Annotated in this window: 24 protein-coding genes and 4 pseudogenes; 22 read left to right on the top strand and 6 right to left on the bottom strand. The window is 50.2% G+C overall.

The genetic code is table 11. The features are described from left to right. The first annotated feature begins 46 nt into the window (after nucleotides 1-46). The 14 genes from FHN83_RS27835 (at nucleotide 47) to FHN83_RS27900 (ending at nucleotide 10905) form a co-directional block, all read left to right on the top strand. The gene (locus FHN83_RS27835; protein ID WP_001749963.1) at nucleotides 47-781 is read left to right on the top strand and encodes a lytic transglycosylase domain-containing protein; all 735 of its coding nucleotides are present in this window, start codon (nucleotides 47-49) and stop codon (nucleotides 779-781) included. 8 nt (nucleotides 782-789) lie between these two features. Then, nucleotides 790-1071: a transcriptional repressor KorA gene (gene korA / locus FHN83_RS27840; protein ID WP_000440698.1), complete on the top strand. Its 282-nt coding sequence runs from the start codon at nucleotides 790-792 to the stop codon at nucleotides 1069-1071. Nucleotides 1072-1080: 9 nt separating this feature from the next. Next, complete coding sequence (locus FHN83_RS27845; protein ID WP_001749962.1) at nucleotides 1081-1374, top strand: hypothetical protein; 294 nt, start codon at nucleotides 1081-1083, stop codon at nucleotides 1372-1374. Between the two features lie 49 nt (nucleotides 1375-1423). Continuing rightward, nucleotides 1424-1741 carry a VirB3 family type IV secretion system protein gene (locus tag FHN83_RS27850; protein ID WP_000496058.1) on the top strand — a complete coding sequence of 106 codons (318 nt, stop codon included), beginning with the start codon at nucleotides 1424-1426 and terminating at the stop codon, nucleotides 1739-1741. Next, complete coding sequence (locus tag FHN83_RS27855; RefSeq protein WP_001749961.1) at nucleotides 1741-4341, top strand: VirB4 family type IV secretion/conjugal transfer ATPase; 2601 nt, start codon at nucleotides 1741-1743, stop codon at nucleotides 4339-4341. The genes FHN83_RS27850 and FHN83_RS27855 overlap by 1 nt, the downstream gene beginning before the upstream one ends. 17 nt (nucleotides 4342-4358) lie before the next feature. Then, complete coding sequence (locus FHN83_RS27860; protein ID WP_001749960.1) at nucleotides 4359-5072, top strand: type IV secretion system protein; 714 nt, start codon at nucleotides 4359-4361, stop codon at nucleotides 5070-5072. A gap of 7 nt (nucleotides 5073-5079) precedes the next feature. After that, nucleotides 5080-5307, top strand: a complete 228-nt coding sequence (gene eexN / locus FHN83_RS27865) for an IncN-type entry exclusion lipoprotein EexN (protein WP_001749959.1) — start codon at nucleotides 5080-5082, stop codon at nucleotides 5305-5307. A gap of 15 nt (nucleotides 5308-5322) precedes the next feature. Further along, the gene (locus FHN83_RS27870) at nucleotides 5323-6363 is read left to right on the top strand and encodes a type IV secretion system protein (RefSeq protein WP_001749958.1); all 1041 of its coding nucleotides are present in this window, start codon (nucleotides 5323-5325) and stop codon (nucleotides 6361-6363) included. Between the two features lie 100 nt (nucleotides 6364-6463). Further along, nucleotides 6464-6592, top strand: a complete 129-nt coding sequence (locus tag FHN83_RS28880) for a conjugal transfer protein TraN (protein WP_071882546.1) — start codon at nucleotides 6464-6466, stop codon at nucleotides 6590-6592. Further along, nucleotides 6582-7280: a virB8 family protein gene (locus FHN83_RS27880; protein WP_000646594.1), complete on the top strand. Its 699-nt coding sequence runs from the start codon at nucleotides 6582-6584 to the stop codon at nucleotides 7278-7280. The genes FHN83_RS28880 and FHN83_RS27880 overlap by 11 nt, the downstream gene beginning before the upstream one ends. A 10-nt stretch (nucleotides 7281-7290) precedes the next feature. Beyond that, nucleotides 7291-8175, top strand: coding sequence for a TrbG/VirB9 family P-type conjugative transfer protein (locus tag FHN83_RS27885; RefSeq protein WP_000735066.1), 885 nt, complete (start codon nucleotides 7291-7293; stop codon nucleotides 8173-8175). Continuing rightward, nucleotides 8175-9335, top strand: a complete 1161-nt coding sequence (gene virB10, locus FHN83_RS27890; protein WP_000101710.1) for a type IV secretion system protein VirB10 — start codon at nucleotides 8175-8177, stop codon at nucleotides 9333-9335. The genes FHN83_RS27885 and virB10 overlap by 1 nt, the downstream gene beginning before the upstream one ends. A 41-nt stretch (nucleotides 9336-9376) precedes the next feature. After that, complete coding sequence (locus FHN83_RS27895; protein ID WP_000128596.1) at nucleotides 9377-10372, top strand: ATPase, T2SS/T4P/T4SS family; 996 nt, start codon at nucleotides 9377-9379, stop codon at nucleotides 10370-10372. Further along, nucleotides 10372-10905, top strand: a complete 534-nt coding sequence (locus tag FHN83_RS27900) for a phospholipase D family protein (RefSeq protein ID WP_000792636.1) — start codon at nucleotides 10372-10374, stop codon at nucleotides 10903-10905. The genes FHN83_RS27895 and FHN83_RS27900 overlap by 1 nt, the downstream gene beginning before the upstream one ends. A 173-nt stretch (nucleotides 10906-11078) precedes the next feature. Here FHN83_RS27900 and FHN83_RS28885 read toward each other — a convergent pair whose 3' ends face one another. Continuing rightward, nucleotides 11079-11384, bottom strand: a complete 306-nt coding sequence (locus FHN83_RS28885; RefSeq protein WP_011742557.1) for a DUF6710 family protein — start codon at nucleotides 11382-11384, stop codon at nucleotides 11079-11081. A gap of 248 nt (nucleotides 11385-11632) precedes the next feature. Between FHN83_RS28885 and FHN83_RS27910 the strand changes: the two are divergent. Both FHN83_RS27910 and FHN83_RS27915 read left to right on the top strand, forming a co-directional pair. Then, a pseudogene (locus FHN83_RS27910) lies at nucleotides 11633-11812 on the top strand (ArsR/SmtB family transcription factor); the annotation flags it as partial. Between the two features lie 64 nt (nucleotides 11813-11876). After that, a complete protein-coding gene (locus tag FHN83_RS27915; RefSeq protein ID WP_001067855.1) occupies nucleotides 11877-12581 on the top strand; it encodes an IS6-like element IS26 family transposase in 705 nt (234 codons plus the stop codon). Between the two features lie 53 nt (nucleotides 12582-12634). Here FHN83_RS27915 and FHN83_RS27920 read toward each other — a convergent pair. Beyond that, nucleotides 12635-13266 (bottom strand): annotated as a pseudogene (locus tag FHN83_RS27920) (transposase); the annotation flags it as partial. Between the two features lie 394 nt (nucleotides 13267-13660). Between FHN83_RS27920 and FHN83_RS27925 the strand changes: the two are divergent. Next, nucleotides 13661-14317: a quinolone resistance pentapeptide repeat protein QnrS1 gene (locus tag FHN83_RS27925; RefSeq protein ID WP_001516695.1), complete on the top strand. Its 657-nt coding sequence runs from the start codon at nucleotides 13661-13663 to the stop codon at nucleotides 14315-14317. Nucleotides 14318-14635: 318 nt separating this feature from the next. On the opposite strand, the gene FHN83_RS27930 is transcribed toward FHN83_RS27925, so the two are convergent. After that, nucleotides 14636-15250, bottom strand: a complete 615-nt coding sequence (locus tag FHN83_RS27930; RefSeq protein WP_014839983.1) for a recombinase family protein — start codon at nucleotides 15248-15250, stop codon at nucleotides 14636-14638. Nucleotides 15251-15411: 161 nt separating this feature from the next. On the opposite strand from FHN83_RS27930, the pseudogene FHN83_RS27935 reads away from it, so the two are divergent. The 5 genes and pseudogenes from FHN83_RS27935 to FHN83_RS27955 all read left to right on the top strand — a co-directional run. Continuing rightward, nucleotides 15412-15594, top strand: a pseudogene (locus FHN83_RS27935) (DUF4158 domain-containing protein); the annotation flags it as partial. A gap of 90 nt (nucleotides 15595-15684) precedes the next feature. Beyond that, nucleotides 15685-16275: a plasmid pRiA4b ORF-3 family protein gene (locus FHN83_RS27940; protein WP_012477564.1), complete on the top strand. Its 591-nt coding sequence runs from the start codon at nucleotides 15685-15687 to the stop codon at nucleotides 16273-16275. Between the two features lie 136 nt (nucleotides 16276-16411). Continuing rightward, on the top strand, nucleotides 16412-16984 hold the full coding sequence (locus FHN83_RS27945) for a recombinase family protein (protein WP_001493762.1): 573 nt from the start codon (nucleotides 16412-16414) through the stop codon (nucleotides 16982-16984). A gap of 36 nt (nucleotides 16985-17020) precedes the next feature. Continuing rightward, nucleotides 17021-18412: an ISKra4-like element ISKpn19 family transposase gene (locus tag FHN83_RS27950; protein ID WP_014839878.1), complete on the top strand. Its 1392-nt coding sequence runs from the start codon at nucleotides 17021-17023 to the stop codon at nucleotides 18410-18412. Between the two features lie 33 nt (nucleotides 18413-18445). Next, a pseudogene (locus FHN83_RS27955) lies at nucleotides 18446-18649 on the top strand (Tn3 family transposase); the annotation flags it as partial. Nucleotides 18650-18658: 9 nt separating this feature from the next. On the opposite strand, the gene FHN83_RS27960 reads toward FHN83_RS27955, so the two are convergent. From FHN83_RS27960 to FHN83_RS27970, 3 genes are read right to left on the bottom strand one after another with little or no spacing between them, the layout of a single operon-like run. After that, the gene (locus FHN83_RS27960) at nucleotides 18659-19024 is read right to left on the bottom strand and encodes a DUF6710 family protein (protein WP_012561167.1); all 366 of its coding nucleotides are present in this window, start codon (nucleotides 19022-19024) and stop codon (nucleotides 18659-18661) included. Next, entirely contained in the window at nucleotides 19024-22260 is a 3237-nt protein-coding gene (mobF, locus tag FHN83_RS27965; protein WP_012561166.1) for a MobF family relaxase, read from the bottom strand. Before mobF ends, FHN83_RS27960 begins: the two co-directional genes overlap by 1 nt. Further along, nucleotides 22260-23789 (bottom strand): type IV secretion system DNA-binding domain-containing protein, encoded by a 1530-nt coding sequence (locus tag FHN83_RS27970; RefSeq protein WP_000342688.1) that lies wholly within the window; start codon nucleotides 23787-23789, stop codon nucleotides 22260-22262. Before FHN83_RS27970 ends, mobF begins: the two co-directional genes overlap by 1 nt.

Below are 23789 nucleotides of genomic sequence, written 5' to 3' on the forward strand. Positions count from 1 at the left end.
TCATAAACAAAAGTCGTCGAAATTACAATTACGCGGTGAAACATAAATGAGTAAACATCCAAAACTCCTGGTTCTCGCTCTGGCCTGCCTTGCTTGTGCTGGCCGTGCCAGTGCTGCGCCTGCCTCCGATGAAGTTGCCAGGCTTGCGCAGAGATGTGCGCCTGATGTTTCACCCTTAACGATGGCGTACATCGTCGGCCATGAGTCCTCAAATGGGCCGTACAGGATCAATATTAACGGTAGTATTCAGTTAAAACAGCAACCGCGTACTGAAGCTGAGGCCGTCAGCGTTGCGAAAGTTCTGCTGAAGGATAATAAAAGTTTTGATATGGGCCTTGCACAAATTAACTCAAATAATTTAGTGGGCCTGGGTCTTTCGGTTGACGATATTTTCAAACCCTGCATCAACCTGCGGGCGAGCCAGACCATCCTTAAAGCCTGTTATGATAGCGCCCTGAAATCCTACCCAGCCGGGCAGGTTGCGCTGAGACACGCGCTTTCCTGCTACAACACCGGCTCACTCACAAACGGGATTTCTAACGGGTATGTCACGAAAGTTATCAACGTGGCGCGTCAATCAACTGATTTGAAAATCCCTACGCTGCTACCTGACGGCCAGACCAGTGAGGACAGCACCGCGACTGAGCCTCAGCAGGCAAAAAGTACGGCGCCGCAGTATGACGGTGAACAAGATGTTTTTGGTTCGGGTGATGGCGATGCCTTCAGCCGAAATAATACGGATGCCTTTTTAACCAGACAGGAAACAGCGAAGGGGGAATGAGGTTATGGATGGAACGTTTGTACCTTGTATTGCAATCACAGATCCTGGAGCTATTTGAAGCAGGAAAAGTGAAGGAGGTAACGATAGAACGGGTTTCATTAAAGAAGTGGTATCCCGTTTTTCAGATAGACGATGAACAGCTGGGCCAGATCGCATGTTCCATTAGGGTTAACAAAGAGCATGAGCTACGAACCTGGGCTGATTTAAGGCTACTGGCAGAGTTTTTGAAAGATAAGTGTGGCGTTGAAGAATGCCGGTTAAATCTGCAATCAACAGAAGATAGTGAGTAAGGAGAAAGTATGACCACGTTGTTTAAGAAGTATGGCCCTGCGGTAGTTATGGGCGTTTTGTCCATTGCCCTGCCGCAAATTGCGCTGGCCGCTGGCACCGATACTGGTGAATCAACCGCTACATCAATCCAGACGTGGTTGAGCACATGGATTCCAATTGGTTGTGCTATTGCGATCATGGTTAGTTGCTTTATGTGGATGCTTCACGTAATCCCAGCCAGCTTTATTCCTCGTATCGTAATCTCGCTGATTGGTATTGGTTCTGCATCATTTCTGGTTTCCCTGACGGGCGTAGGAAGCTGAACAACGCGAAAAGGGGGGACTTTTGTCCCCCAAAGTGAGGACTACAAAGATGTTCGTTGACGGGAAAAGACCGCTTTTCAAAGGTGCGACTCGCTTACCTCGCGCGCTGGGTGTACCACGTAATGTAGCTATGATGATATTCATGATTTCTGCCTCGCTTTTTATGATTATTCATATGTGGGCGATTCTGGTGTTCGTCTTTTTGTGGATTCCTTCAGCTGCATTAACAAAATATGACGACCGCATGTTTCGAATTATGGGCCTGTGGTTGAAAACCAAATTCAGTAATTGGTTTGATTCTCCGTTTAAGCAGTGGGGAGGATCGTCTTATTCCTCTGTTGACTACAAACGTAAGGGTTTAAAATAATGAGAGCTGCCACCGCTACGAAGCCAAAAAAAATTGATGCCTACCGTAAGGAGCCATCAGTAAATAAAAAGTATTTGCCCTATTCTTATCACCTCAATGATTACGTGATTTCGATGGAAAACGGCGATCTGATGGCTTTTTTCAAGCTGGATGGCCGCACACATGACTGCGCATCAGATCGGGAACTGGTCACCTGGCATAAAGACCTTAATACGCTGGTCAAGAGCTTCGGAACAGACCATGTAGAGCTGTGGACGCATGAATATCACCATGAGGCTAAAGAGTACCCGGATGGTGAGTATGACCATTTTTTCCCTGCTTATGTTGATCAATATAACCGTAAGCTGCACGGTGATTCCAAGCAGCTGATTAATGACCTTTATCTGACCGTTATTTACAAACAGGTAGGGGATAAAACACAGAAGTTTCTGGCGAAATTTGAAAAGCCGACTCGTGACGAAATTCAGCAAATGCAGAATGAGGCGCTTGAAGGTCTGGAAGATATTTCTGAACAAATCCTGGAAGCAATGAAGCCGTATGGCATTCAGCAGTTGGGTATCTATTATCGTGACAAACGCGGTGTTGAAATTCCTGCGCCTGATAAAAAAGAACGTGAAGAACTTGCTGAAGTCGATGAATCAGACATTTTTGACGAAGCCATTGTTATCGAACGCAACGAGCCTGAACCTTCGCAGGCTCACGCTTATTCAAAAGCGCTGGAGTTCCTTTATTTCCTCGCAAATATGGAATGGGCCATCGTGCCTGTTTGCCGTGATCGTATCCGTGAGTACATCATGGACAACCGCCCTGTTAGCTCCCTGTGGGGGGATGTTGTCCAGATCAGAACGGTAGATCACAACTTCTATACCACCGGCATTGAATTTCGTGAATACGAAGAAGATACAGAGCCAGGCCAGCTTAACATGCTTAAAGAAGCCGATTTTGAATACCTTCTGACGCAGAGTTTTTCTTGCCTCTCTGAATCTTCAGCTAAAACGTTTCTGACGCATCAGGAAAAATCTTTGCAGGAAACGCGCGACCGTGCGCAAAGCCAGCTGGCACAGCTTGGTACTGCGCTCGATATGCTGACGTCCAGAGAGTTCGTGATGGGCTACCATCATGGAACCGTGCATGTCTGGGATAATGACCAAAACGCGGTACAGCGCAAAGCGCGTCGTGTGAAGGTTATGCTAACCGGCTGTGGCGTGGTTGGCGGGACTATCAGCCTGGCCTCTGAGGCTGCATATTATGCGAGACTGCCTGGCAACCAGAAATGGGCGCCGCGCCCGGTTCCGATAAACTCATGGAACTTCCTGCACTTCAGCCCGTTCCACAATTTTATGCGTGGCAAGCCTGACAATAACCCGTGGGGGCCAGCGCTGACCATGTTCCGCACGATCAGCGGTACGCCACTCTATTTTAATTTCCATGTGACCCCGCTTGAAGAACTTTCCTACGGTAAACGCCCGCTGGGCCATGCGTTAATAACGGGTATGTCGGGGGAAGGTAAAACCACGCTGCTTAACTTCCTGCTGGCGCAGTCAATGAAGTACAACCCGCGGCTTTTTGTTTATGACCGTGACCGCGGTATGGAGCCGTTCATTCGAAGCGTTGGTGGCTACTATAAAGTTCTGCAACAGGGTATGCCGTCCGGGTTTGCCCCGCTTCAGATTGAACCGACCAAACGCAATATTGCCCTCATTAAAAACCTGTTCCGCATTTGTGTGGAAACCACCAATAACGGGCCTATCAGCGCAACGATGGCTACCGAACTGGCTGAAGGCGTTGATGCGGTTATGGGGGAAGGCTCACTTATTCCACGCGAGGCGCGCACCGTTACTATCCTGGACGGGTACGTGAATGAAGTTGTGGAAAATGGCGTATCACTGAAAGGGCTGCTGCGCGAATGGACGCGCGAAGGCCAGTATGGCTGGCTGTTTGACAATGATAAAGACAGCCTGGATCTCAGCGCGAATGATATTTTTGGCTTCGATTTATCCGAGTTTATCGCAGCCAAAGAGGAAGTATCCAGCCCGGCCCGTACTCCGCTCATGATGTACCTTCTGTACCGGGTACGTGACTCCATCGACGGCAAACGCCGCGTCATTCAGTGCTTTGACGAGTTCCACGCCTACCTTGACGATCCGGTTATCGAGCGTGAAGTTAAGCGTGGTATCAAAACTGACCGTAAGAAAGACGCTATCTATGTGTTTGCCACGCAGGAGCCGAACGATGCGCTGTCCAGCCGTATTGGCCGCACGATCATGTCGCAGACCGTCACAAAAATCTGCCTGCGCGATCCGGAAGCTATCCGAGAGGATTATGCCTTCCTTACTGATGCTGAATACGACGCGCTGATGTCGATTACCGAACACTCCAGACAGTTCCTGGTTAAACAAGGGCAACAGTCTGCGATTGCTTCTTTCAATCTCTACCCTCGCAACAGCGACGATATTGATGCAGATATTAAGACAATGGACAACGTTCTTAGCGTGTTGTCCGGTGAACCACAAAACGCCGAAATTGCGCATGAGCTGGTTGAACGGCTCGGTAATGACCCTGAAGTATGGCTCAAAGAATACTGGCGCCTGACGGCTTAACAACGAGGCAAAACACCATGAAAAAAACACTGACGGCAGTATTGCTGACCACCGGCCTGATTCTGGGAGGCGCGCAAAGCGCTTCCGCAGGCATCATCGTGACCAACCCTACTGAGCTGGCTAAACAGGTCGAGCAGCTTCAGCAAATGGCGCAGCAGCTGGAGCAGCTTAAAAGCCAGCTGCAAACGCAGAAAAATATGTATGAGTCGATGGCAAAGACAACCAACCTGGGCGATCTGCTGGGGACGTCTACCAGCACGCTGGCAAATAATTTGCCGGACAACTGGAAGGAGATCTACAGCGACGCCATGAACTCCAGTTCTTCCGTCACGCCTTCAGTTAACAGCATGATGGGCCAGTTTAATGCGGAAGTTGACGACATGACGCCCAGCGAAGCAATTACCTACATGAACAAAAAGCTGGCTGAAAAAGGCGCTTATGACCGCGTTATGGCAGAAAAAGCCTACAACAACCAGATGCAGGAACTAACCGATATGCAGGAGCTGACGGAGCAGATTAAAACGACTCCAGACCTGAAATCGATTGCTGACTTACAGGCCCGTATCCAGACGTCACAGGGTGCTATTCAGGGTGAGCAGGCGAAGCTGAATCTGATGAACATGTTGCAGCAGTCACAGGACAAGCTATTACGTGCGCAGAAAGAACGTGCCACCCACAATTTTGTTTTTGGAACCGGCGGGGACGTTACCGCGTCACCTTCAATTAACTGAGGTAATTATGAAAAAACTACTGCTTGTTATCCCTTTCCTCCTGGTGGCCTGCGATGCCTCGCATGACGTGGAGTGGTACAAAAAACATGAGAAAGAGCGCAAGGCAACAATTCAGGAATGCAAGAAAGACGCGGATGAACTTCAGAAACCTGATTGCAAAAACGCGCGCGAAGCCGATCGTCAGCTGTTTGTGTTCGGCAAAAAAGACGGCGAAATCAATTCACCGAAAATTTAGGAGTAAGGAGGCAATATGGCATTCACCCTAGTCGCAGACATTTTCGCAAAAGTAGACGGGGCGATTACGTCAATGGTGAGCGCCAATGTTGCCACCATTATCTCTGATGTAACGCCTCTGATTGCCACCTGTCTGACAATCAAGCTGATGGTTCAGGGGATGTACTCAGCGTTTAATCCGGGGGCGGGCGACAGCCTGAGTTCGCTGATTAAAGAGTATCTTTCCATAGCCCTTATCCTGAGCTTTGCAACGGCGGGCGGCTGGTATCAACAGGAACTGGTCAACGTGGCGCTTCACCTGCCGGATGATTTTGCCGGGATACTGTCTGCCCCTAATAAAGTCGGTGCAAGTGGCGTACCGGCGATTATTGATAGCGGTATTGAAAAAGGTATCAAGATCGTCAACACCGCATGGGAAGCCGCAGACGTGTTTTCATCGAGCGGCCTGGCCGCGTATGCCATTGGCGGCATTATGATGATTGCTACCGTTGTGCTGGGCGGCCTCGGTGCGGGCTTTGTGATCATGGCTAAGATCCTTCTGGCCGTTACGCTTTGTTTTGGCCCGATTGCAATCTTCTGCCTGCTGTGGGGAGCGACAAAAAACATCTTTGCTCGCTGGCTGGCGTCGGTCATTAACTATGGCCTTGTCGTCGTCATTCTTGCGCTCGTGTTTGGTTTCATCATGCAGATGTTCGACAACCTCCTGTCCTCGATGAACTCTGATGCCGCTTACTCATCAATCACTGGTTCTATCTCCGCCTTATTACTGACGGTCATTTCCGTTTTCGTTCTGTTCCAGATTCCGCAAATTGCCGCCAGCTGGGGTAGCGGTATCAGCGCCGGAGTTGCTGACGCCGCACGCTCTACGGGTTCTTCCATGCAGGCGCTTGGCAATATGGGCAGCCACGGCATGTTTGGCGGTAATGCGTTCAGAGGCGGTAACAGTGGCGGCGGCCAGCAATCGGCAGGTGGAGGAAGTGGCAGCAACAGCGGAGGAAGCAGTGGTTCTAATTTAAGTGGTAAGGCAAGGGGCAGTCGCGGGAAGAAGGCTGCATAAAATTAAAACAAAAGTCGTTGAAATTGCAATTTCGGCGACTTATTATAATTAGTACGTTCAACAACCGATAATGGATGCCGTAATGCGCAGCTTATTGCTTATGGGAGTTCTTCTGATTAGCGCCTGTTCCAGCGGGCATAAACCGCCACCGGAGCCGGACTGGAGCAACACCGTTCCAGTAAACAAAACAATCCCGGTTGATACGCAAGGTGGTGCAAATGAAAGCTAATAAAAAAACAGGGCTTACACGTGAAGCCATTAAAGAGTTCAACGAAAGCCGTAAAGGGCTTGAAGTTGATCTGATGGATGAAGTGCTGAAGTCCCGGCGTACCGCCTGGATGGTTGCCACCGGTTCAGCGGTGGTAACTGTTTTTGCACTCTCTTTAGTTGGTTACGTGGTGCATAAGTACAGCCAGCCAATCCCCGCACATCTGCTAACGCTCAACGAGGCCACTCACGAAGTACAGCAGGTCAAGCTGACCCGCGACCAGACCTCTTATGGTGACGAAATTGATAAGTTCTGGCTGACACAATATGTCATTCACCGTGAGAGCTATGACTTCTATTCAGTTCAGGTCGACTATACGGCCGTTGGCTTAATGTCCACGCCGAACGTGGCAGAGTCTTACCAGAGCAAGTTCAAGGGCCGCAACGGTCTTGATAAGGTTCTGGGCGACAGTGAAACGACCCGCGTGAAGATTAACTCTGTGATCCTCGATAAACCGCACGGCGTAGCAACGATACGCTTTACTACGGTTCGCCGCGTGCGCAGCAATCCCGTTGATGATCAGCCGCAGCGCTGGATTGCCATTATGGGGTATGAATATAAATCGCTGGCGATGAATGCTGAGCAGCGTTATGTCAACCCGCTGGGTTTCCGCGTGACGAGTTATCGCGTCAACCCTGAAGTTAACTGAGGGCTGCCCCATGAAAAAACTACTTCTTTCAGCAGTCGTTTTGTCAGTCCTGGGAGGCGCGGCCACTAACGTTATGGCGCTTGAGGTTGGCCGCAATTCTCCTTATGACTATCGCATTAAAAGCGTTGTTTATAACCCTGTTAATGTGGTCAAAATTGACGCTATCGCCGGTGTGGCTACCCACATTGTTGTCGCGCCTGACGAAACCTATATCACTCATGCTTTTGGCGATTCTGAAAGCTGGACGTTTGCGCACAAAATGAACCATTTTTTTGTGAAGCCGAAACAGGCCATGAGTGATACCAACCTGGTGATCGTCACCGATAAGCGCACCTATAACATCGTCCTCCATTTCATCGGTGAAGAAACGAAGAAAAATGCAGACGGTACGGTATCAAAATCCTTTATTGAAACGCCGTGGGCTGTGCGCCAGGCCGTTCTTCAGCTGACCTATGAATATCCGTTTGAGCAGCAGGAAAAAGCCAAAAGCGCGGCTGATAAAAAACGCATTACGCAGAAGCTGAAGCAGACGGCTTTTGCGGGGGCGAAGAACTATCAGTACGTAATGAGCGAACAGCCTGAAATGCGCAGCATCCAGCCGGTTCACGTCTGGGATAACTACCGCTTTACCCGGTTTGAGTTTCCGGCCAATGCGGAGTTACCGCAGGTCTACATGATCTCGGCCAGTGGCAAAGAAACGCTGCCTAACTCTCATGTTGTGGGTGAGAACCGCAACATCATCGAGGTGGAAACCGTCGCTAAAGAGTGGCGTATTCGTCTGGGCGATAAAGTCGTTGGCGTTCGTAATAATAATTTCGCACCGGGCGCCGGTGCGGTAGCAACCGGTACGGCTTCCCCGGATGTGCGCAGGGTTCAAATTGGGGAGGATAACTGATGGCCCGTAAAAGTGTCGATGTAGATCAGGAACTCGATGAAAACACCGGAGACGGTGAATTTGAAAGCGAGCGTGGCGGATTTAAAGGCAGTAACCGCCGTTCGGCTCCTGGTATGAAAGCCTTTGTCATACTGATGGCGCTGCTTGCTTTGGTATTCATCGGGATTACGGTCATGGGTAAAATTCGCACCCCGGCTAAAGCTGAAGCTGATAAAGACGGTGGTAAAGCGCAACAGGCCAATACACTGCCAAACTACAGCTTTAACAGCGATCCTGATGTTAATAAACCTGCAACTGCGCAGAATAGCGCCACTGATGCCCGTGCTGTGCAGGCTGCCGCACAGGCAGATGCAGATGCGGGCAGCAGCAATACCGCCGCGCGTACCTCTAATAAGCGTAAAGAACCTTCGCCTGAAGAACTGGCTATGCAGCGTCGTCTGGGCGGCGAGCTGGCCCAGACTAATCAGGCGGCTACAAGCAATAGTCCCGGAGTGCAGCCCCAGGACAACGAAACAAGCGAAGGTAGTTCAGCACTCGCTAAAAACCTGACTCCTGCAAGGCTGAAGGCTAGCCGCGCTGGAGTCATGGCTAATCCCAGCCTGACTGTTCCGAAAGGCAAAATGATCCCCTGTGGTACCGGCACCGAGCTGGATACCACTGTTCCGGGTCAGGTTTCCTGCCGGGTTTCACAGGACGTTTACTCAGCTGATGGACTCGTTAGGCTGATTGATAAAGGCTCATGGGTTGACGGGCAGATTACCGGTGGTATCAAAGACGGCCAGGCGCGCGTGTTTGTTCTCTGGGAGCGTATCCGCAATGACCAGGACGGGACAATCGTTAATATTGACAGTGCCGGAACGAACTCACTCGGCAGCGCGGGGATTCCGGGCCAGGTGGATACCCATATGTGGGAGCGTCTGCGTGGTGCGATCATGATTTCGTTGTTCTCTGACACCTTAACGGCGCTGGTTAACCAGACGCAGAGTAATAACATTCAGTACAACAGCACAGAAAACAGCGGTGAGCAGCTGGCGTCTGAAGCACTTCGCTCTTACATGTCTATCCCCCCTACCCTCTACGATCAGCAGGGTGATGCGGTGAGCATTTTTGTTGCCCGCGACCTCGATTTCAGCGGCGTTTATACGCTCGCAGACAACTAAAAAAGTGGGCGCTTAGCGCCCGCTTTTCTTCAGGAGTAATCATGACTGATGCAGCTTTCTATCAACTTGGCCCACTGCGCGAGTATTTAGAAGATCCTACTGTTTTTGAAATTCGCATTAACTGCTTTCAGGAAGTTATCTGTGATACGTTCAGCGGCCGCAGGGTTGTGCAGAACGCGGCAATTACGGCAGATTTTATTAGGAACCTTGCTAAATCGTTGGTGAGCAGCAACAAGCTGACCATGCAGGCCATTAATGACGTGATCCTGCCTGGCGGGATCAGGGGCGTTATCTGTCTGCCCCCTGCGGTGATTGACGGTACAACGGCCGTAGCGTTTCGTAAGGATTTGGCGGCCGATAAAAATCTGGAGCAGCTGACCAGCGAGGGGATTTTCAGTGACTGCCGGAAGATTACCGGCAGCAAGCAAAGCCTAACGGATGATGATTTTTTCCTTAAAGAGCTGCACAGCAGCGAAAAATGGCCCGCATTCCTGCAAACCGCCGTTGAGAAGAAACGCACTATCGTGATCTGCGGTGAAACCGGGTCGGGGAAAACGGTACTCACGCGCGCGCTGTTAAAATCGCTACATAAAGACGAGCGTGTAATTATTTTAGAGGACGTTCACGAAGTCACGGTCGATCACGTTGTAGAAGCCGTTTATATGATGTACGGCGATGCAGGAAAGATCGGCCGCGTCAGCGCCACTGATGCCCTGCGAGCCTGTATGCGTCTGACACCGGGCCGTATCATCATGACTGAGCTTAGGGATGATGCTGCGTGGGATTATCTTAAAGCACTTAATACCGGCCATCCAGGCGGTGTTATGTCAACGCACGCTAACTCTGCGCGCGATGCCTTTAACCGTATTGGGCTGCTTATCAAGGCGACCCCTATCGGCCGTATGCTCGATATGAGCGATATTATGCGAATGCTCTACTCCACCATTGACGTTGTGGTGCATATGGAAAAGCGGAAAATCAAAGAAATTTATTTTGACCCTGAATATAAAATGCAGTGTGTGAACGGGAGCCTGTAATGAAAAACTTAGCAACCTGGCTTCTGGCCGCAGCATTTACGACAGCCGCCCTGCCCGCCTTTGCGGTGGAACCATCCGTTCAGGTTGGCTACTCGCCTGAAGGAAGCGCCCGCGTTCTCGTCCTGAGCGCCATTGACTCCGCAAAAACCTCGATACGGATGATGGCTTATTCTTTTACCGCCCCGGATATTATGAAGGCACTGGTAGCAGCCAAAAAACGGGGAGTTGATGTGAAAATCGTAATTGATGAAAGGGGCAATACGGGGCGCGCCAGCATTGCGGCCATGAACTACATAGCGAACAGCGGCATCCCTTTGCGTACTGACAGTGATTTCCCTATCCAGCATGACAAGGTGATCATCGTGGATAATGTGACCGTTGAAACTGGCAGCTTTAATTTCACCAAAGCGGCCGAAACGAAAAACTCGGAGAATGCGGTGGTGATCTGGAACATGCCTAAGCTCGCTGAATCATTCCTCGAACACTGGCAAGACCGCTGGAATCGGGGGAGAGACTACCGTTCCAGCTACTGAATACTGACCGCCGAAAGGCGGTTTTTTTTGTTCAAAGAAACTGATCTCAGTATCGCGCACGGGGCAGCTGGCCAACGTCGCCGGCATCGCGCCGGCAAAAATCGAAAAACAGAAATATCAGCAAGATAGCTTAAACAGGTGTCGGGAAATTTCGTTGAGATATTTTGAAGGAATCACAGTGTAAGCAGGCGGCCTATTTCAAAAAAGGCGGCTGTACGGTAGTCACTGACTCTCTCGCAGATCTTCCCGCTCATGTACCAGTAATACCCGTCAGTGCTGACAATATCGAGCAAATACCGCATATCATAAACCGTATCGGGTATTACCTCACCCTCACCGGCCAGAACGCCGCTGGCAATAGAATGGTTCCCTCCTCGTACAAAGCCTATCCGCCAGGGCAACCACAAAGTAACGCGGTGGTTAATATCCTGTACCCACGGATTGCCCTTAGCGCTGCCTATATGGGGTCTGAGGTCCAACCATGCGAAAAACCACGTTAAGAAAGCAACCTTCTGAAAAGGCGACGTTTATCAGTTTTTTTTCCGGCCATAAAGGGGGCGGAAATTATTCCCTGCACGGGTATTCGCAAGGATTTCGGTAGTGCTCTGGCTCTGCCCCCCATAACCTGGCGGACAGAGCATGATTGGGAAAGCGGTACCCTCACGGCAGAAACGATTGACGCAGGCTATATTTCTATTATTCTGGAAATATAGATAAAGGAGGTATTATGGATTTAAACACTGCTGCAAACGCACTTCGAGAACTGGGCCACCCGACACGTCTCAGCATATACCGGGAGCTGGTCAGGGCGGGTCATGAAGGCCTGCCGGTTGGCGAACTGCAGAAGCACCTTGAGATTCCTGCCTCCACGCTCAGCCATCATCTTTCAGCGCTGATATCCGCTGGACGGCACTGTTGCAAATAGTCGGTGGTGATAAACTTATCATCCCCTTTTGCTGATGGAGCTGCACATGAACCCATTCAAAGGCCGGCATTTTCAGCGTGACATCATTCTGTGGGCCGTACGCTGGTACTGCAAATACGGCATCAGTTACCGTGAGCTGCAGGAGATGCTGGCTGAACGCGGAGTGAATGTCGATCACTCCACGATTTACCGCTGGGTTCAGCGTTATGCGCCTGAAATGGAAAAACGGCTGCGCTGGTACTGGCGTAACCCTTCCGATCTTTGCCCGTGGCACATGGATGAAACCTACGTGAAGGTCAATGGCCGCTGGGCGTATCTGTACCGGGCCGTCGACAGCCGGGGCCGCACTGTCGATTTTTATCTCTCCTCCCGTCGTAACAGCAAAGCTGCATACCGGTTTCTGGGTAAAATCCTCAACAACGTGAAGAAGTGGCAGATCCCGCGATTCATCAACACGGATAAAGCGCCCGCCTATGGTCGCGCGCTTGCTCTGCTCAAACGCGAAGGCCGGTGCCCGTCTGACGTTGAACACCGACAGATTAAGTACCGGAACAACGTGATTGAATGCGATCATGGCAAACTGAAACGGATAATCGGCGCCACGCTGGGATTTAAATCCATGAAGACGGCTTACGCCACCATCAAAGGTATTGAGGTGATGCGTGCACTACGCAAAGGCCAGGCCTCAGCATTTTATTATGGTGATCCCCTGGGCGAAATGCGCCTGGTAAGCAGAGTTTTTGAAATGTAAGGCCTTTGAATAAGACAAAAGGCTGCCTCATCGCTAACTTTGCAACAGTGCCGAAGCAGATTATGCGTTCTCATAATGCGATACACCCGCTTTGCATTAACCACAGGCAGGCCGTCCCGCTCCGACTCCCGTCGCAGCAGCGCCCACACACGGCGATAACCATACGTCGGCAGGTCAGCCACCGCCATGTTTATCCGGGACAATACGGTGGTATCGTCAGAACGGGGCTGCCGTCTGCGATCCTGTCAGTCAGATGGCCGGTGAACCCGAATGCTCAACTGCGCACGCGACACGCCAAGACTTCTGCAAACGTCGCTTATTCGTCGTTCCCAGGCAACGAGGGCGCATGCGCAATCCATTTTTTTGCCCGGCCGAACTCCACGGCCTCTTTGAGTATCTCGGCTTCCATCGTCTTTTTGCCCAGAAGGCGCTGGAGTTCGCGAATTTGCTTATTGGCGGCAGCGAGTTCGGAGGCCGGCACCACTTCCTCGCCCGATGCAACAGCCGTCAGTGAACCGTCTTAATATTGCTTGCGCCATTTGAATATCTGGTTTGCATTGATGCCATGCAGGCGCGCGACATGAGACACGGTCATACCGGGCTCCATAGTCTGCTGAATAATGGCAATTTTTTCCTGCGGTGTACGACGCCGACGCCGCTCAGGTCCTGATAACACTCCAACCATCTTATCGTTCTGACTGGTATTAAACATAGTTCCAAGACTACCTCTTATTTTAAGAGAGTCGAAGTGTCTGGTGATCTATGGGGCCAGTCTAGCCCTCTTCCAAGTGTAGGGAGATATAGTCAAAGTTTGCTTCTCCGCCGATGAGTCCGCCCTGCGTCGGATAGTCCGATTTTTTACCGGCGAAGCACGGCTCTCCTAACCCTATCTAAAGCGAATAACTTTTTTCAACAGGGCCGCGTGCCAATGCAAGAGCGATAGGCGCTCTACGCGCCAATTTGACCACTTAAAACAGGTAAATTGAGGGGTTGTAATGTGTTGATGTAACAGGCTTTTATTTTAATGTCTTGGCATATGTATAATGGTAGTCTAGCCCTCCTTTCAACAAGGAGTACTCATGGAAACCTACAATCATACATATCGGCACCACAACTTTTCACATAAAGACTTAAGTGATCTCACCTTCACCGCTTGCACATTCATTCGCAGCGACTTTCGACGTGCTAACTTGCGTGATACGACATTCGTCAACTGCAAGTTCATTGAACAGGGTGATATCGAAGGCTGCCACTTTGATGTCGCAGATCTTCGTGATGCAAGTTTCCAACAATGCCAACTTGCGATGGCAAACTTCAGTAATGCCAATTGCTACGGTATAGAGTTCCGTGCGTGTGATTTAAAAGGTGCCAACTTTTCCCGAACAAACTTTGCCCATCAAGTGAGTAATCGTATGTACTTTTGCTCAGCATTTATTTCTGGATGTAATCTTTCCTATGCCAATATGGAGAGGGTTTGTTTAGAAAAATGTGAGTTGTTTGAAAATCGCTGGATAGGAACGAACCTAGCGGGTGCATCACTGAAAGAGTCAGACTTAAGTCGAGGTGTTTTTTCCGAAGATGTCTGGGGGCAATTTAGCCTACAGGGTGCCAATTTATGCCACGCCGAACTCGACGGTTTAGATCCCCGCAAAGTCGATACATCAGGTATCAAAATTGCAGCCTGGCAGCAAGAACTGATTCTCGAAGCACTGGGTATTGTTGTTTATCCTGACTAATTGCTTTGATGTGTGATTTTAAACGCTCAAATTTATAAAACGAATAATATTGTCAACCTTGCAATAATAGACATAGGGACAACCATGTATAAATTTTTACCCTCAGGCGTCTTCACAATAGAGCCATATAGCAGTGGGTCACTTAGTGGGCTTAATTTTTCCATTAAAGATAATATTAATATTGCTCAGTATAAAACATCATATGGTAGCCCATCTTGGCAAGTAAACATAAGGCTGCCATTTATAAGGCACTGTTGCAAAAATGTGGAGGTGATAGGGGTACTACGCCGGAACCCCAGATTTTTCCGTCCGTTCAAATTATCCACGGTTGAACAGCTTGATCCCGTCCGCCCGCAGTTGACCAACAGGGGAAATATGCCTGTACAAAGTTTGCCGGGTTATCCCAAGTTCCTGGCATAGCGTACTGACCTTTGTTTCTGATTGTCCCATTGATGCCATTGCCAGTCGCAGTTTGACTGGCGTCATTTTATAAGGTCGGCCGCCGTTCCGCCCACGGGCTCTTGCTGATGCCAGACCTGCAGTCGTTCTTTCAGCAATCAGTTCGCGCTCAAACTCCGCCAGTGCGGCAAAGATACCGAAGACAAGCTTGCCAGCGGCCGTTGTTGTGTCGATAGTCGCCCCGTGACCGGTCAGCACTTTCAGACCGGTCCCCCTCGCGGTCAGGTCGTGCACTGTATTAATGAGATGACGAAGATCACGACCGAGGCGGTCCAGCTTCCATACGACCAGCGTGTCTCCGGGTCGTAGTGCTTTCAGACAGGCTGTAAGTCCAGGACGCTCTTCTCGTTTGCCCGATGCCCGGTCCTCATAAAAATGTGCGGCATCAACACCTGCGGCGATCAGTGCATCACGTTGTAAATCATTCGTCTGCGAACCATCCGCTTTTGACATCCGAATATATCCGATGAACATATTTCCTCTGTCACATATACGTTCGATTATGTGACATTCTGATTTGGGTACCATAATCTGTCAACGGTAGTCACATTACCCGTAATTTAAATTATGACACGTAAAGGTTCTATGTTAATGATAATGTGACAAGCGCGTTTAAATAGGCATAAGGATCAGAGATGCCTACTAAAAATAAGCTCCTCAGTATTCTTTCGGACGCCGAGCAGGAAGCGCTCTATGGTCTACCTGATTTCGATGATGCACAGCGGCTGGAGTTTCTGGCGCTGAATGAATATGAACTGGCGCTGGCCTGCAGTCGCCGGGGGCTTCACGCTCAAATTTATTGCATCATCCAGATCGGAGAGCATGAAAAACCTCGGGGCAGCCATCGAATGATGCCATCTACAGGGGTTAAAATAACCACCATCATTTCATAACAATACCTGCTGACTATGAAGATCTACGTCATCAAAATAGCAGTTCATGGAGTCAGTCCGATGGTCTGGCGTCGGCTGAGAATTGCTGCCGACACGTCACTGGCCGCGCTTCACTTCATTTTCCAGATAGTGCAGGGCTGGGGGGACGACCATCTCCATCAATTTCACATTTATGGCAAAGATTACGGTATCTCCTACGAAGGAGGCATCGGTTTTGTCGATAATCCGTTCCGGGTCGTGATTGATGATTTTGCTTTTGATGCTGGCGATCGCTTTACCTATGAATACAATTTCTTTGAGCACTGGCTTCATGACATTCGTGTTGAGGCCATTTATGAAAACTCTACGCTGAAAGCGCCGTTTTGTATAAGCGGCCATGGTATGCCCGGAGCCACAGCTGCGGATGAGTTCGATAAAACCCTGGCGTTTCTTGAAGCTATCGTTAATGCGGATGATGAAACAACGGTCGGCGAGATCCGCCCTTTTGCTGACGACCTGGATGCTGTCAGGTTCAACCGCCACAAAATCAACCGGCAACTGAGCAGGCTCGACCTTGCATCTCCGGTACTGGAGCCTGAAGTTATCTGGCTGGGCCGTCGTCGCTGACTGATGTCTATAAAGGTATACGTTTTCAGCATGCCTCTCAGATCCCCGAAAAAATGTCTATAAACCTCCCTAAATCAGTGTTTATGGATTATTCTTTAAATCTCTATGATGTTTAAAGACCTTCCGGAGGTTTTGCGTGCAATATGCCTACATCAGGGTAAGCTCGGCCGATCAGAATACGGCCCGTCAGGAAGAGGCATTGTCAAAGGCGGGTTTTCAGCCTGATAAAATTTGTGTTGAGCATGCCAGCGCGAAGGACACAAACCGCCCGGGGTTACAGGAACTCCTGGGGCAATTACGCCCTGGTGATACGCTTCTGGTTCATTCCATCGATCGCCTTTGCCGGAATATGTCGGATATGTGCGCTGTCACCACCCGGCTTCGTGACCAGGGCGTTACCCTTATTTTTCTGAAAGAGCAGCTGACGTTCAGCGCCGGCACAAACAATCCGATGCAGGAACTGCAGCTGCACATGATGTCGGCATTCAGCCAGTTTGAACGAGCCTTACTGAAGGAAAGGCAGGCCGACGGCATCGCCGCGAAAAAAGCACGGGGTGAAAAAACAGGGCGCCCCGGCGCCGATATTAAAAAGATCCAGGAAATTGACGCACTCAGAAGCAGAGGGGTCAGGCTCAGGATCGCCTGCGACCATGCGGGCCTTGGCGTTTCCACATATTATAAGCTTCGTCACCAGATGAACAACCAGTAGCCGGGAGATAGTCATCCACCACAGCAGGAGGCAATGATGCAACTGACGCTCCAGATAGTCATCACCGATGAATCAGGCTCCAGTCGAACGGAGGAACTGATGACAATCCAGAAATCAGGGGAGACCCGGAACGACATCGGATTATCGGTGTCAGAATCCAAGCTGTTGCTGAATACGGTCCAGCAGTCGGTGGTCCAGCTGCAGGCAGACGAATATACTCAACACCATATCCGGTGCCCTCACTGCCTTGCTGCGCGCAGAATCAAAGGCAAACAGAAAATACGGTACCGGACGCTGTTTGGCGTTATTCCGGTATCCGGGCTTCGGGTGTACCGGTGCCGTTGTGAAGAGAGTGATACAAAGACAGTCAGTTTGCTCAGCGACTGGGCCGGCGATTATTCTCACCCGGCACTGAAATATATTGAAACCCGCTGGGCCTCGATGATCTCCTATGAAATGACGACTCGTCTGCTGAAAGATATTCTGCCGGTGGGCCACAGCCTGAATGCCTCAACGGTGAGGAATCATTTATGCCAGGTGGCGCAGCGTCTTGACGCTGAGGCTGAAGCTCATTCAGGTTTTCTTTCCGGCTGCCCCCGCGACTGGGGGAACCTGCCCAGGCCAGGAAAACCGCTTGTGGTGGGTATAGATGGTGGTTATGTTCGCGATCGGGATGACAAAAAGCGTAATTTTGAAATTATTGCCGGGAAGTCTTTTTCCGTTGGTGCGCCTGCTGACACCCGCCGCTTCGGTTTTGTTCAGAAGGATGACTGTCATCCGGAACGCAGGCTCATGACCCACCTTTCAGCGCAGGGAATGCAGGCCAACCAGCAGATATTTTTTCTGTCCGACGGCGCGGATAATCTCAGGGACCTCCAGTTCGGTATGTACCCTGAGTCAACGCATGTGCTGGACTGGTTTCATATCACCATGAGGCTGACGGTGCTCATGCAATATGCCCGGGGACTGCTGGTATCAGATCCAGAGGCGGGGAGTAAAGTTCTGGCACTGCTGGAAAGCATTAAACGATATCTCTGGCATGGCAATGTTGTCGCTGCGCTGGAACATATTGATAATTGCGTTATGTATTGCGATGACCCTGAACTCAGCTATCCTAGCCTGAAATCCCTGCAAAAACATCTGGATGAAATGTATACCTACATCCGGAATAATAAGATGATGATCCCAAACTACGGCGAAATGCGTCGGTACGGAGAGCCGGTATCAACCGCGTTTGTGGAATCCACGATCAATGAAGTGATCGCCAGACGAATGGCCAAAAAGCAGCAGATGCAGTGGAGCAGAAAAGGGGCTCATTATTTGTTACAGACCCGGACCGCCGTTTTGAATAACGAACTGCAGGATAAATTTGTCTGCTGGTATCCGGGTTTTCAAAGTGACGGGAAGGGACCAGCGATGGCAGCATAGCTCACGCTGCCCCAATATTTTTTATGCTCTCCGAACACGCTTTATATGCAGGAAGCGCTATCACATTTGCGCAGCGCTGGTGAGATCCCGGAAGACGAGCATATCTCACGCCTGTCGCCACTGATGTACGGTCATATCAACATGCTGGGACATTATACGTTCACGCTGCCGGAAAATATTCTGAAGGGAGAGTTGAGGCCATTAAATTTCAATTCAAACAATGAATTATTGCCTTAACGTGGTTTTTTACACGATTGAACCTCGAACCCCTATATCGGCTAAAGCACTCCGGTAGCTTGATTCACCCCACGGCCACGGCAGGATCTTGGCCGTCGCAAGCGCCAGGGGAAAATCTTCAGCTGCAAGCCTGAGTGATTTCATGTGCGTGTAATCCATCGCCCAGATGATTTTTGTGAAGAAGAACTCGCGCTCGTTCATGTCCGGGCGCGCGTCCTGGCCCTCCGTGCCAACGGCCAGCAAGTAATCGGCCTGAATTGGCAGTATCAGCGCGCGTAGTAAGTCATGGATCGCCGGTTGCGGCAGTCTGCGCGCCAGATTAATTACCCGGTCGAACTTCAGTTTATCCTGCTTGCGCTTGTCGGTCTGCTCCATCAGATTTCATGGCCCCCTTCTTCATGCTCATGCTCATGGGTGTGTTCTTTTCCGGTATGGCTCTGTTCCGCCTGAGACGTCTGCGGCATGGCGTAATCGTCGTAAATGCTGCTGTCAAAGTCGTAGTCTGATGCTTCGGCATAATGCTCGTAATCGGCATACTCCTGCGCGCTCCACTGCTGATCGTCGGCAGCAGCATAATCATGGGCCAGTTCTGCATCATTTTGCTGTGCTTCATGACGCCGCAGGCCAACGGAATCATCCATAGGGTTCTGCTTAAGATGAAAGGCGTCCTCTGCGTTGCTCACCGGCTGATAATCAGTGCCGGTTGTCATGTTATGTTCATCGGGTTTCTGGTTAAACGCCATGCTTTCCCCCGTGGCTTCTGGCAGACCTTTTTCAGCTGATCGGGTTTCTAAACTGGTATCGCGGCCAATATCCTTAAACCTGGCCTCAAGCCCAAAGAAACGGTCAATTTCTGCGGCCGTGGTTTTCGGGCTGTCGCGGCTCACGCTCGATGCCAAAGATTTTTTATCGTCGGTAAAAATTTCCACCTCATGACGCGCACGCGAAATACCAACATAAAAAACGTCCTTAGAAGTGGTAAGCGATTTGGTATCTATGTTGAACAACACGCGATCACAGGTAAGCCCCTGGGATTTGTGGACGGTGGTTGCATAAGCATAGGAAAGATAAGAAGCCTGTTTTTTGTCCAGCTCAACCGTGCGCCCTTTTTTGTCCTCAAGCGTCAGTTTTTCACCCTCCACGGTTTTCACCGTGAAGCGGTCGCCGTTGGCAACGTCCAGCGTTTTATCGTTACGCGTTACCATGACCTTATCGCCCGGCGCCAGTTCGGCGCTGACTGCCTGGTATACAGACAGCTTGGTGTGTGTACGCGGGCTGAAAGCGATCTGCTCACCGCTGCTGCTTTCAACCGTCAATTTGTTGCCCGGCCCGGTATCAAGAACCTGGTAAGACTCGCCCCGCTTCATACCATTTTTGTAATCCTGTTCGGGGATAATGATTTGCCCTTTACTGAAATAACGGCTGTCGCGGCGTTCCGCCTGTGTCGAATCCACGCGGTCAAGTAGCGTGAACGTTTCGCCGGTTCCGGCAAGCCCCAGATTGCCCCGGATGTAGTCATTGAGGGTTTTGCGTGAGGCGTTCGTACCAGAGATTATCAGGGTGGCATCCTGTTGTTCTGAGGACAGAGACAGGTAGCGATCGGCAAGTTGAGCGAGTCGGGGCGCTTCTTCCTTCAGTTCGTTCACGCCGGTGATATTTTTCAGGGCGCGCGCGGCATTACCTTCAGCGGCATACTTAACCGCCTCAAGCAAAACTTCATTCTTCTGTCGCTGAATGTCTTTCATGTAGCTGGTCTGCATACCTGCTTTAATCAGCTGCTCAAAAGGCTTACCGGCTTCTACCGCTTTCGTCTGTGACGTATCCCCCAGGAATACCGCGCGAGCGTTATGCTTCTCGATCACCTCCATCAGCTGTTTCATCTGCCGGGCGGGTATAACCCCGGCTTCATCAATGAATACGACTGATTTTTCATCCAGCTTTTTATCCTTCGCTTTGAGGAAGGCGGCAACGGTGCGGGCCGGTAATCCATCATCTTCAAGCGCTTTTTTCTGTGTCCCATAGGGGGCCAGCGCCGTGACCTTCAGCCCTTGTGACTCCAGCAGCTCTTTAGCGGCCATCGTCATATAGCTTTTACCGGTACCGGCGTAACCATGTGCGGCCACAAAACGATCTTTGCTCGTCACAATTTCTGTAACTGCGCGCATCTGCTCATTCTTGAGGGTTTTCCCGGCGAGCAGCTGGCCTGCAATCTCTGCGGTCAGCTGTCGCGGCATCTGCCCCCGGCCGCGTGATTCGATAGTCAGAATGGAACGCTCAAGGCGAATACCCTCCACGGTAGTGACGCGGTGGCTGGTCTTTTTAAGCCTGCCGTTTTTAATACCATCATCTACCGCAAAACGGGCTTTATCCGCACGCATCCCGCTATTCGTCAGCGAGTCGATCCACTCTTTGCGCGTCAGAGTTTCGGCCATAACTGAAGCACCGACCTTCAGCGTTGATTGATACCGGGCTTCGCCCTCGATGATGGCGCCCTTCTGTACCGCCTTCAGGTACGCTTTTTCAACATCGGCCATTGTGGCATGGCCCAGCACCTGCTTATTAGCGATCTGAATCAGCTTCTGGCGTTCAAAGCTGGCATCGCGCTCTGACAGCGACTTAACTGCAAACTGGATAGCCCGGTCAGCTTTAACCTCAGGGCTGGTAAAATCCGGGGCCATGTTGCGCGCAATATCAGCCTCCAGAGGTTTACCGTGTCCCTGCCATTCACGGTTATCAAAATCAATGCCTAGCGTTTTGGCGCGGCTGGCCCATTCCTGGTGAATTTCTTCACGGGAATGCTCTGTTTTCTTTTCACGCGTCGCCATCGAGACGCGGCTTTTCGTCTGAGCATCGGCGGTTTCCCGCGTCAGGCCCATTGCAGCGAGTCCCTTTTCAATTTGCTCCGACCGGCGGGAAAAAGCGCGAATCTGTTCGTCTGAAAAATGGGCCATATCGAACGTGTTATTTTTGCTGTTGTAACGCAGCTCATAACCGGCTTTGGTCAACTCCAGCGCCAGCTCCTGTTTGTAAACATCGCCCAGGTGCATTTTGTTACGCATCAGCTCATCATTTTTGAGCGCGCGCCACTGGCCGTCCTCGCGCTGGGTCATGTTCATGACAAAAGCGTGGGTGTGCAAATCAGGATCTAGCGCCCTGGACGTTTCGTGGCGAAAAGTAGCGACGACAAGGTTATTGGTATTCTGGGTTACTGATTTCCCCTGGCGAGTCGTCCGGGCCTGCGCGAGTTTTTCAGCTTCACGCACAGCAGCGGCAACAGCTTTTTCATGAGCCTCGATAATGGTTTTATCGCCGTGTATCAGCGCCTGCATGGATACCCCTTTAGGCGCTGAAAACGTCAGGTCGTAGCCCAGACGCTCTTTTTTGGCATCACCCACGTGTCGCTGCATATGCGTGAAGGTATCTATCTCTCCGACAAGCAGCTCTTTAAACCGGGCTGATTCAACGTCCCCGGATAAGCCGAGGGCTTCAGCTCCGGTTCCCTGCCAGGACGTGAATGATGAATCCTTACTGTAGTAATCATCCTTTGCATCAGAGTAGTAGCCCACAACGCTAGTGACGTTCTGGCGGGTAATCGTGGTTATATCAAGCATCAGATCTCCCTCAGTTCAATGCCAGGAACAGGGTTTTTGCGATGGTATTTAACGTGTTTAGCCTTGAACTTAGCGACGGGCATATCACCAGGCAACGCCAGATAGCCGGTGAGGTTTGGCAACATTGATATTTCGGTAGGCGTTACGGCACGAACAACTTTAACGTCGCGGCGTTTACGGACAATCCAGGGCTTCTGAGGATCGGATTCTTTACGCTCAACTTCGCCTTCTATCTCACCGAGTGAGCGCGACATTTGATCCAACGTTTCATCACCGAGACGGCTGCCGCCCAGCACGATGTTAGAACGCATGTTAGCCAGAATTGTCTGAGCCATATCCCGACCATAAACCTTAACCAGCTGAGAATAGGTTTGATAGCCAGCATAAACACACAGACCGCTTTTACGCCCTTTGGTCAGTGCATCGTTGAGGTTTGGCAGAAACTGGAGTGATTCCAGCTCGTCAATAAATACATTAATGCGGCTTTCTTTTTCACCCATACCCAGCACGATAGAAAAAATCGAATCCAGCCAGCAGGAAATTAGCGGATTAAGTGACCTTTTCATTTCTTCCTGCCAGGTGATAAACAGGGTTCCCGGCTTTCCATCATCAAGCCAGTCACGCAGGGAAAAATTACCTTCCGGCATTTTCAAATGTGGGGCAAGATTCTTACTGAGAACAAATCGCGCGCTTCCAACTGCTTTTTCAGACCCGGAAAAAATAGCTTCGGCAGGCGTCCCCATTAAAAATTCTTTTAATTTTTTCTGGTCAACGTTACAGGCCCAGTGAATAACTTCTTCCATAGTTACTGTGCTATATAGGCTGTGAAGTTTTTTCGAAACTTCACTAAAAATAAGACGGCCATAGCCGAACCATTCTTCAGTAGCCATATCAGGGCTTTCCTGAACAATAGAGTTCACTAAGCGCTCGTAATCATATGAACGGCGAATTTCATTGAAAAACACCCAGCCTTCAGTGCGTTTATCATAGGCGTTTAAAATAACATCGCCGGGACGATAGAAATTCTTTAAGAAGCCCCCATTTGGATCTAAAGCAATATTTTTGCCGCCTCTAATGATGCTCTTAAATAACAGTTCATTGAAAATTGTGGTTTTACCAGTACCGGTTGTACCGGCAATCGAAAAATGCAAGTTCTCAGCGTATGTAGGTATGGGGATATTAGCCACGGTTAACTGGTTGACACCTCTTTCGCGTGTTTTATCAGCGAGTGTTCTGGCGCGAACAAGCTCTGTACCACGATAAATCTTTTTGAATCTTTCGCCTTTAAACACGCGTGATTTATCATAAATGATAAAAGCGATCAGACCGCCAACACCAATAAACCAGCCAGCAATTAAAGCTGACCATAAAGGCCATAGCGAAAAAGTATTCTTAACCAGATACGGAATCAGGTATTTAGCCGTGGATGGATCAATACCGTAGGTAAATTTTGCAACTAGAAACCATACCATCACTGGAGGCAAAGTAATTGCAAATAAAAATGCTAAGCCTCTTTCTCTATCGTCCAT

Origin of the sequence: Leclercia adecarboxylata, assembly GCF_006171285.1 — a bacterium.
Lineage (GTDB): Bacteria > Pseudomonadota > Gammaproteobacteria > Enterobacterales > Enterobacteriaceae > Enterobacter > Enterobacter barmai.